Consider the following 9,820-nt stretch of genomic DNA (forward strand, 5'->3'; position numbering starts at 1 on the left):
ACTTTGCTTGTAGGTGATAAACCTTATCATCGTCGAGATATTGATTGATTAATCGTTCGCTTAAGCTACTAATTTTAGCGAAATTCTTATGTAGGTAGTTGCGTAGATTATCATCGAGTGAATTGTCAGATGCACGCTCCAGTACAGATTTTCCAACCTTCATCAATGAGCCCATACCAGGGACTTTTTTACTCAGCATGGCATTGTCCATAAAGTCTTTGATACTTTGTTGCACAATATTGGTCATCAGTTCGACATAAGCAGAGTTATTTACCAATTGCTTAATCAGTGCTTTGCGGTGCTCAGTTTTAGATGCGATATATTGAGCGATTTCATCAACAGTATTCACGTCAAGCACGTCATCAATTTTTGTACTGACATTATCAGGATGTTCAAGGGCAAGGGCAATATGTTGTTCAATCAATGTGATAAGACTTGTTGAAGCTTTGGTATTGAGAATCTGCTGTTGTAACAGCGCATTCACTTGCGGATGTCGCCAAAGATCGCCAACTTTTTGCTGGGTGAGCCATTCAAAAAATCCCATAAACTCATCAATAATCGTTTGTTTTTGACCTAGTTGTACTTCAATAAACTTGATTTGTGCATCGAGTAAGGCTTGGGCTTTGGGATTGATCGTAGACATATATTCTCAAACGCTCACTGAAAAAGTTGGCACTGTAAGGAAAAGTACAAGAAGAAAAAGACTAAAAGAAAAGCCCATCTAAAATGAGCTTTTCCAAATTCGGTTTAAGGTGCAGTTTGCGTGCTTTGCTTTTTCTTTGCAAGCTGAACTTTATTTAAGAACTTGAGATAATCCTGTGCAACTACTTGATCCAACTCAAGAAGTGGCATATGCCCAACACCTTTATAGATAATTGGTTTTTCGGCATTTTTAAGTAAGGATTGTAGTTCTTGAGCGACCTCTTTATTGACGATACGATCTTGATCCCCCCAAAGAATTAATATAGGTGAATCAATAATACGACCTGCCATCGCAAAGCTGTCAGGTGTAAAGGCTTTTTGAATCATGACAATTTGATCAATCACATGTTGCGTTTGTGATGAGTTTTTGATCATTAAAGCTTCTTGTTCCTTCAAAATTTCTTTAGGAATAAATGGAGGGTTTGCCATCGCAAGCTTTAACAACTGATCAAAGTCACCCGATTGATCAACAATGAGAGATTTTAGTTGGGTCGGGTCTTTAAGATAAACTGTATTCGCTGTTTTATAGACACCTGCTGCATTCATCAACAATAAGCTATCAATCTTGTGAGAGTACTGCGCACTATAAAGATAAGCAATTGCGCCACCGAGAGAATGTCCTGCAACGTGAATGGAATCATTAATACCTAATGCTTCGGTGAAGCGTTTTAATTTTTCAGTGAGATTGGGTACAGAAGAATCAAAATCTTTTGGCACTTTGGTGTCACCATGAAATGGCAAGTCTGGAATGATGACGTGGTAGTACGGCGTCAAATAGTGTACAACACGATTCCAATTGTCACGTGTGCCAGATAGTCCATGAATCAAAAGAATGGTGGGTTTGCTTGCATCACCGCCTTCACTGTAGTGCCATTCAATTTCGGCGACTTGTTTTTGCTGACTTTTTAGACCTGCCCAAGTACGTTCTTGCGTTAGGATTAAGCTAAATGTGGTATTAATTTGATCATTCGATTTGGCATACACTGTGGGGTATGCGCAACTAAGACTGATCACAGCAGTCAGAAGCACAATTTTAAGTTTTGAATTGAGACTTTGCGATATCACGTTATATTTATTGTTTGACATAAATGGCTAATCCTTAGCGATGAACTGAGTTTACTATAATTGAAAATGAATGCTTGTGTAATTTGCCTAAATCACATGGTTTTGGGCAGAATGATCAAGGCGATGAATGAATGAATATTGAATAAAATTTTAGAGATCTAAAAAAAGAATAAATTTTAGTGTCTCTCAAAAAATAACAAATTTAATCAATGACAACTGAGTTGCAGCCTTTTAAAATAAAAGCAAATTTAAGTTGGAAAAGTTTGCAATGATCAGCGCTCAAGAAGCCTTACAACGTCTCAAAGATGGCAATATCAACTTTATCAATGGTGAAGTACAGCATAAGCATCTTTCTCACCAGGCACGTGCTAATCTTGCAGATGCGCAGAATCCTTTTGCCATTATCTTGGGTTGTTCAGACTCGCGTGTACCTGCGGAAATTGTATTTGATCAAGGTCTTGGAGATCTGTTCGTGATTCGAGTTGCGGGCAACATTGTCGCTCCATCTCAAGTTGGTAGTGTCGAATTTGCAGCGGAAAGTTTTGGCTGTCCATTGGTTGTTGTGCTCGGGCATAGTCATTGCGGTGCCATCAAATCAACCATTCATAATTTATTGAATCCTAATACGACACATTCTAGCAATCTGATGTCGATCGTCAATCGAGTGCGACCTGCGGTTGAAATATTATTTCAAACCGATTTGAAAAATGACGTAGATAAACTCTCTCAACATGCAGTCAAGGCAAATGTATTCGCTTCGGTTAATCAGCTACGTCATGGTTCGGCAGTATTGGAAAACCTCACTCAGCAAGGGAAATTGGTCATTGTAGGTGCTGAATACTCACTTGAAACAGGTGTGGTTGAGTTCTTTGATTACTAATGAAGATAAAGGTAGTTTGGAAAATTCCATATAAATTTTCTAAAATTGCTACACAATGTAATCAATTGACCGAAAAAATGAATCCAAAGTTATAATTTGGCTATGGTAATCCGTGCTTGTCGTGTTATAACAAGTGCGGACAGATCAACTTGTATCGACTTACGCAAACACCGTGGGCGATCTACAGGATTGATAAAAGTGATTCAACAAGGAAAAACGAGGAATACACATGCCTGCTTTTTTATCTGAAGATTGGTTTAATACTGTAGAGCAACTGACTGCTGAAGCAGGAGATTTAAACTTGCCACCGGCACTACAAAGCCTTGCGCTTAACTTAGTTGTTGGCAATGCAGATGGTTCAAATACTGAGCTTGCTTTGGACGGCGGTAAGATTCAAAAAGGTCTTGCTGACAGTGCGAAAACGACTTTAAACATGGATGCGGATACATTACGTAAAGTATTCCTTGAGTTCGATATGAATGCAGCAATGCAAGCGTTCATGACTGGGCAGATCAAAGTGCAGGGCGATATGAGCCAATTGATGGCATTACAAACTGCTCAGCCAAGTGCAGAACAAAAAGCATTGTTCAAAAAAGTATTAGAAAATACCAACTAATACGAGCGAATAGCAATGTAAAGCCATGCAAGATTACTGATTTTGCATGGTTTTTTTATAGTTAAAGTTGAGTAGGGTCTGTTGACATTTCAACCATGCATTGCGTTATAGGCTAAAATCACATAAACGAGGCATGAAATGAAGGGAATGGTCACTCCCTTGCCAAGTTTCATAACGAAGTTTATGGCAATTTTAGCCATAACCTTTCAGGACAAGGATGCTTTCCTTGCGACGCAGTGCGTCTCATACGTCGTTAGAAATGAGTTATTTAGAATGACTAAACTTCCTCATTCCTGCCTAGTATCGTCTAAAAAGCATCCGTTGTCGCAAGCATCTGTGGAATGCCAACAGACCCTAAAATACGAAGTCATAGATTAACTAAAAAATAGACAATTTATGTAATAAAATGATAATATCATCACATAAAATTAATCTTGTGTGAGTTGGTGTCATGTCACAGTATATTCCTTATTTGTTGCGAATGGATTTGTTGCAAATCGATCCGCTTTTGGATGTTGACTGGCGTACCCGTTTAGAAAGCATTTTTACAAAAATTGATGATGAACATCTCAAAGATGAGATAGATCGTCAGATTTTACAGAGCAAAAGCATCACTTGGTCTGCACAGAATAATCATTTTGATTCAAAACCTGCGATCAGCTTAGATAAGCTAAAATACACCATGGAAGATGATGTTAGGATATTAAATATTCTCGATCATATTATTGAATCGCTTGGCTTTATTGAAGAAAATAACAACGCAATCTTCTTTGCTGAATATGTGGAAAATATTGTTCGACAAATTAATGCGATTGACTCAGAAGATGATATCAGTCTCGGCGACAAGCTTTATCAAGTGAAGAAAAGCTTTTTGTATCAAATCGCTGAAATGGTTAAAGATAAAAATTTTGAGATTCCCAAAAATACACGTGGTATGACGCAAGAAGAACTCAAAGTCTATATTTTAGAAGTGTATATCAAACATGAGCTCTTAGATTATTGGTTCAAGCGCATGAGTAGCTATGAAATCAGTAATGAAGACAATATGTACTTCAAATATATTATTCGTAAAGAAGCGACCATTCGTAAATTTTATGTGGTAAAAACCAGTAAATATTATTTCCTCGTTGCCCCTGGACGTAGCTTTGATGAGAATATTTTCTCAATTCGTCGCTATTTGCTTGAGCAGACTGTTGAGCATAGTCCGAAAGTTTATATCTATGCCTTGGCATTGCCTTTGGTTGCTTCTGATGAGATGAATGATATTAAGAAGTTTAAATTCTTGATCTCAAATATGGTGACAGTGGAATATAACTTAAATCAATCTGTGGTTGATTTTGTTGCAAATACACAGACCGCATTTAACAATCAAATCATGCCGATGTTTACTCAACCGATTGAGTTTAAAGAAAGTAATATCGACTTGATCGTTGGAAATCATTTGTCGAATATCGAAAGCTTGATTCACTTGATTATATTGAAACCGTTAAAAGAGGCGATGAGTAGCTTTATTACACATCAAGATGAATACGATTATGTGTATCATACGATCAAGCATATGTTCCAAGATATGATTAATAGTTTTGATGTGTTTAAACAGCAACCACTTTTATTCTTAAATACCCAAGTTCAGGTTTTTGGTTATAAAATTATTTCTTATATGAAGATGCTTGAACGCCGTCGTAGTGATTTGTTTGTCAATATCAGCGCAAATGATTTAAGAATGATAGGCGATGTTGCAAAACAGCCATTAGACTTACTGTTTGAAAGCTTTGATAACAAAATGAGTTGGTATCGTGGATTGCAACTCGAACTCAAAGAGATTGAACGTAATCAAGGCGCACCGAATAAGAAAAGCGCATTAGCAGGATTCTTCTCTGGTCGGAATCAAAGTTTAAAACGCTATCAAGAGATTTATCATGAAATGATGGTGATTAAAAAATCTGCATTCCATGATTTGATGAATATTCCAAAGCAATATAAAAATTACTGTGTGACGATCGTTGAGAATAAGAAATCATTTTCGCTTGAAGGTGATAATGTATTCTTAGCTTTTAATCAGGGTGAAACGGGTATTGATAAGTTGCCGATTATGTTTAAAGTGCAAAAAGACCTGTCGGACTTTAACCTTGAAACAGTCTATAGTCGTTTGAAACGTAGTGTTTTGGAAGCACAACCTCGCTTACCGAATTAAATGAGACACACATTGTAATTACAAAAAAACTGCGATGAACGTCATCGCAGTTTTTTTATGATTTTTGACTATTTGCTACGCTGAAAACGCTGCTCCAATAAAGATTACTTAAAGAAATAACCTGTTTCAGGCGAGCTGGCATTGGCTAAGCGTTTACGTGGCATGCGACCTGCTAGAAAGGCTTCACGCCCTGCTTCAACTGCTTTTTTCATGGCACTTGCCATCAACATTGGTTGCTGCGATTGCGCAATTGCGGTATTCATCAACACACCATCACAACCCAATTCCATTGCAATCGCTGCATCACTTGCTGTACCAACACCTGCATCGACTAAGACAGGTACTTTTGCATTTTCAATAATGATCGACAATGTATGGGGATTCAAAATCCCTAATCCTGAACCAATCAAGCTGCCTAAAGGCATGATGGCAACACAGCCCATTGATTCAAGCTCTTGTGCCACAATTGGGTCGTCTGAGGTATAGACCATGACATCGAAGCCCTCATCAATCAGTACTTGAGCGGCTTTTATGGTTTCAACCACATTGGGATAAAGTGTTTCTTGATTGCCCAAGACTTCCAATTTTACCAAGTTGTGCCCATCAAGGAGTTCACGGGCAAGCTGACAGGTGCGAATGGCATTTTGCGCATCAAAACAGCCTGCGGTATTGGGCAAAATGGTGTATTTCTCAGGTGGAATCACGGACAGTAGATTCGGTTGGCTTGGATCTTGTCCGATATTGACACGGCGGATTGCGACAGTGACGATTTCAGCACCACTGGCTTCAATCGCTAAACCTGTTTCGGTTAAATCTTTATATTTGCCTGTGCCGACCAATAGACGTGAATGAAACTCACGTTGTCCAATTTTAAAAGATGAATCACTTGAATGTCCGTACGTTATGTCGTGTTGCATAATATTGCCTTTAACCTCCGCCTACGGCTTGAATAATCTCAATCTTATCATTGTTTTGGATCATGGTTTCCACCAAACGGCTCTTTGGCACGATCTGTTCGTTCACTTCTACAGCAAAGCGTTTGCCATCAAGTTGTAGTGACTGCACCAATTCAAATAAAGTGCTGAATTCTATATTTTGCGCTTCGCCATTTAAAAAAATATTCATGGTTAAATCAATCTTCAATTTTAAAATTAATATGCTCAAATTGTTGCTGTTTAAAGGCTTGCCAAGCCAATGTCAACCAGCCAAGAATCATCAATAATCCACCAATCGGCGTAATCGCACCCAAAATACGTGGCATACCCAAACTCATGATGTATAACGAACCACAGAAAAGTACGATACCAATTTGAATGAATAAAAAGGGCATTTTGATCGTAAAAGCGGGGAGCACTTTTGCCATGATGCCAAGGAGCAACAAACCTAGAGCATGGTAGAAAAAGTACTCAGTCGCCGTATGCCACCATGTCAGCTGTTGTGCATTGGCGATCTTTTGCAAGCCATGTGCACCAAACGCACCGAGCATCACGGCTAAGGTTAAGTTAAGGGCAGCGATACCAATCCACATAGTCGTTCCGAGCAAAGTGCTTAAATGAGTGCGAGTAGTATAGAGGATTGTTATTTTTATGCCTATGTACGAATTGCATTTATAGATCAATCTTTATTCCACTTTGCATTTACTTATATTATATTTGAGAAATAAATTAGCCATGTAAATTATTGGAGAATAAGCGATGAAAGGACTTTTGCTCAGTGCCACGTTAATTTTATTTAGCCCTACCGTATTTGCTGAAATTAAGCATTTGCAACCACATGAAAGGCAACAATGCAGTAAGTCAAAAGAGGATGCTGTGAATTGCTTGAATAAGCTAATAGATCTAAATGCGGGCAATGAGCAAACGTATATTTCTGCACTATACGACACACTTGCGATTAAAAGTTATACAAATGAGGCTTGTAAAACTGAAATCAAATTTTCAAGGTCTAGTTTTACACCAGATGTTATTGATTGGGACAAAGTATCGTTAAAAGAACTCGCCGAGCAGAAAAAAAGTACATATCACTTAAAAGAAGTCAATATTCATGAAGTCGATTCGAGTGGGAAGATAATTGGACGAAAAAAGATAAAAACGACTACTGAGGAGTTAGCTGATTTTATGATCGAATTAATGTTTGAACTGACATTACTGTGTGATTCAAGTAATTCAAAATTCAATAAATTATTTTTGCCCCAAGCGACAAACTAAATTTTGTAAGTTTGAGGAATAGGGCAAAGTTTTAGCAAACCGTTTATTTAGCCCGCTGACATTGCGGTTTTGATTTTTTCCATCGCATTTTTTTCAAGCTGACGGATACGCTCCGCAGATACGTTATATTCCGCTGCTAGCTCATGCAATGTCGATTTATTATCATCCAACCAACGACGTTGCAAGATACTGCGTGAACGGTCATCGAGCTGTTCCATCGCATCATGTAGTGCATTGTTACTTTGCTCTTCCCAGTCTTCTTCTTCGACTAGACGAGCAGGGTCATAACGATTGTCCTCAAGATATAACGCAGGCGCAGTGTAGTGACTTTCATCGTCATCATCATTTTGCGCTTCAAAGGCTGCATCGTAGGCGGTGAGACGACCTTCCATTTCCAGTACTTGTTCAGGCGTCACATTCAGATCATTGGCGATCGCTTGTGCTTCTGCTAGTGTGAGCTTTTTACTGGATTTTTTTAGACTACGCAGATTAAAGAATAGTTTACGTTGTGCTTTAGTCGTCGCTACTTTGACAATACGCCAGTTACGGATCACGTATTCGTGGATTTCCGCTTTAATCCAATGCACAGCAAACGATACCAAACGTACGCCCATCGTCGGGTCAAAGCGTTTGACTGCTTTCATCAAGCCGAGATTACCTTCTTGAATTAGATCGCCTTGTGGCAAGCCATAGCCTGCATAGCTACGTGCAATATGAATCACAAAACGAAGATGCGACATCACCAATAGCTTGGCAGCATCCAGGTCTTGATCATAATAATAACGGTCGGCAAGTTCTTTTTCTTGCTCCGCAGTGAGAATCGGTATTTGATTGACCGTACTAATATACGCACCGAGATTTACACCAGGTGCAGTCAATGACAGGGGCATCAATTGGTTGCTACTGTCAGTGGCCATGTAAGCTCCTTGATAGGGATGAAATTCCCAAAACCATATAATAATTAAACCTTAATCGCATGTAAGTAGGATTACGTGTAAATGTGTAAGTAATTAATGCGATATGGTGTGCATTGTAAAATTTAAAAGGGTTATTTTTCAATATAATAGTGAAATTCATCATCAACAATCATTTGCTGGACAATTTTCAATTGTTGTATCTGACAAAAATGCGCTAAATCTTGTTGGCTATTGGGATCAGTCGCTTTGATTAAAATCAGTTTTTTTGAGTTTGAATTTTCGCTAGACGATTTATTTTTATCAATGGTTTTCAATAATCGCTTGAGCATCAGAATCGGCATAGGGCAAGGTTGATTACGGGCATCCACAGTAAAATCTGCTGTGAGTTGTGAAGCGTTTTGCGTTGTTTCAGTTGCCATGATCATTCAAACTGCCAATCAAAAAATGAAATGTCTTGTGCTGATTTTAACAATAAAATCTTGGCTGTGCCTGTATCTTCTCGCCAATCGCCAAGTACGATGCGTTGTTTATCATTCTCTAAACTGTGAATCGCAGGGCGATGGGTGTGACCATGAATCAATAAATCGACATTTTGAATTTGTTTAACGACTTCAGATTGATTGACATCGACAGGTTGGTAATGCGCATTTTGCTGACGGCTTTGGCTTTTTCGACGTGCATAATCCGCAAGACGACGTTTGAGATAAAACGGAAAAAGTTTTAAAAAACCAAGTAAGATAGGATTGCGAATAATGCGTTTAAAGCGTTGATATTCCACATCATCGGTGCAGAGTGCATCGCCATGTTCGAGGCGGACGGTTAAGCCTTGCCATTGATAGATATAAGGTTCTTGCAGTAATTTTCCACCAAAACGATCTAAGAAGCGTTGCCCAAGTACAAAGTCACGATTGCCACAGAGAAAATAGACTTGATTGCCTGTGGCACTAAACTCACGGAGCTGTTTGACCATTGGCAATAGCCAGTCGCTTGGGTCACGATCGGAGAGCCAGACATTAAACCAATCTCCGAGAATATACAGTTCGCTTGGCTCGGATTGATAGTGCGCTAATAACGATAAAAACCCTCGAATTAATCGAGGGTGATCATCAGATAAGTGCAGATCAGCAATGAATAATTGTTGCATGATAATTTCAGCCAAGCCTCTTTATGATCAAAAATAGTAATCCTCCCTAACCCACCTCTTTTTAAAGGGGGGTTGGATCGCGATTAATATGTCAT

11 protein-coding genes and 1 pseudogene are annotated in these 9,820 nt (G+C 38.7%); 4 read left to right on the forward strand and 8 right to left on the reverse strand.

Annotated elements, in window-relative coordinates; genetic code table 11:
- Positions 1-643 (reverse strand): annotated as a pseudogene (locus ACE3PQ_RS00175) (hypothetical protein); the annotation flags it as partial.
- Positions 644-747: 104 nt separating this feature from the next.
- Positions 748-1,788 (reverse strand): alpha/beta fold hydrolase, encoded by a 1,041-nt coding sequence (locus tag ACE3PQ_RS00180; protein ID WP_374294080.1) that lies wholly within the window; start codon positions 1,786-1,788, stop codon positions 748-750.
- Between the two features lie 247 nt (positions 1,789-2,035).
- Between ACE3PQ_RS00180 and ACE3PQ_RS00185 the strand changes: the two genes are divergently transcribed.
- From ACE3PQ_RS00185 to ACE3PQ_RS00195, 3 genes are all read left to right on the forward strand, one after another.
- Positions 2,036-2,647: a carbonic anhydrase gene (locus ACE3PQ_RS00185; protein WP_374294082.1), complete on the forward strand. Its 612-nt coding sequence runs from the start codon at positions 2,036-2,038 to the stop codon at positions 2,645-2,647.
- A gap of 229 nt (positions 2,648-2,876) precedes the next feature.
- Entirely contained in the window at positions 2,877-3,263 is a 387-nt protein-coding gene (locus ACE3PQ_RS00190; RefSeq protein ID WP_241571112.1) for an SCP2 sterol-binding domain-containing protein, read from the forward strand.
- 451 nt (positions 3,264-3,714) lie between these two features.
- Positions 3,715-5,457 carry a hypothetical protein gene (locus ACE3PQ_RS00195; RefSeq protein ID WP_374294085.1) on the forward strand — a complete coding sequence of 581 codons (1,743 nt, stop codon included), beginning with the start codon at positions 3,715-3,717 and terminating at the stop codon, positions 5,455-5,457.
- Positions 5,458-5,561: 104 nt separating this feature from the next.
- On the opposite strand, the gene ACE3PQ_RS00200 is transcribed toward ACE3PQ_RS00195, so the two are convergent.
- The 3 genes from ACE3PQ_RS00200 to ACE3PQ_RS00210 are packed head-to-tail and all read right to left on the reverse strand — an operon-like array spanning position 5,562 to position 6,985.
- Positions 5,562-6,374, reverse strand: coding sequence for a thiazole synthase (locus ACE3PQ_RS00200; protein ID WP_374294086.1), 813 nt, complete (start codon positions 6,372-6,374; stop codon positions 5,562-5,564).
- Positions 6,375-6,384: 10 nt separating this feature from the next.
- The gene (gene thiS, locus ACE3PQ_RS00205) at positions 6,385-6,582 is read right to left on the reverse strand and encodes a sulfur carrier protein ThiS (RefSeq protein ID WP_298891222.1); all 198 of its coding nucleotides are present in this window, start codon (positions 6,580-6,582) and stop codon (positions 6,385-6,387) included.
- 7 nt (positions 6,583-6,589) lie between these two features.
- A complete protein-coding gene (locus tag ACE3PQ_RS00210; protein WP_374294088.1) occupies positions 6,590-6,985 on the reverse strand; it encodes a DUF423 domain-containing protein in 396 nt (131 codons plus the stop codon).
- A 166-nt stretch (positions 6,986-7,151) separates the two neighbouring features.
- On the opposite strand from ACE3PQ_RS00210, the gene ACE3PQ_RS00215 reads away from it, so the two are divergent.
- Positions 7,152-7,664: a hypothetical protein gene (locus ACE3PQ_RS00215; protein WP_374294090.1), complete on the forward strand. Its 513-nt coding sequence runs from the start codon at positions 7,152-7,154 to the stop codon at positions 7,662-7,664.
- A gap of 47 nt (positions 7,665-7,711) precedes the next feature.
- On the opposite strand, the gene rpoH is transcribed toward ACE3PQ_RS00215, so the two are convergent.
- From rpoH to ACE3PQ_RS00230, 3 genes are all read right to left on the reverse strand, one after another.
- Positions 7,712-8,581, reverse strand: a complete 870-nt coding sequence (gene rpoH, locus ACE3PQ_RS00220; RefSeq protein WP_241571118.1) for an RNA polymerase sigma factor RpoH — start codon at positions 8,579-8,581, stop codon at positions 7,712-7,714.
- A 131-nt stretch (positions 8,582-8,712) separates the two neighbouring features.
- Positions 8,713-9,000, reverse strand: a complete 288-nt coding sequence (locus tag ACE3PQ_RS00225; protein ID WP_374294093.1) for a sulfurtransferase TusA family protein — start codon at positions 8,998-9,000, stop codon at positions 8,713-8,715.
- Positions 9,001-9,002: 2 nt separating this feature from the next.
- Complete coding sequence (locus ACE3PQ_RS00230) at positions 9,003-9,725, reverse strand: UDP-2,3-diacylglucosamine diphosphatase (RefSeq protein ID WP_374294095.1); 723 nt, start codon at positions 9,723-9,725, stop codon at positions 9,003-9,005.
- Positions 9,726-9,820 lie beyond the last annotated feature (95 nt).

The organism is Acinetobacter sp., from assembly GCF_041911495.1.
Lineage (GTDB): Bacteria > Pseudomonadota > Gammaproteobacteria > Pseudomonadales > Moraxellaceae > Acinetobacter.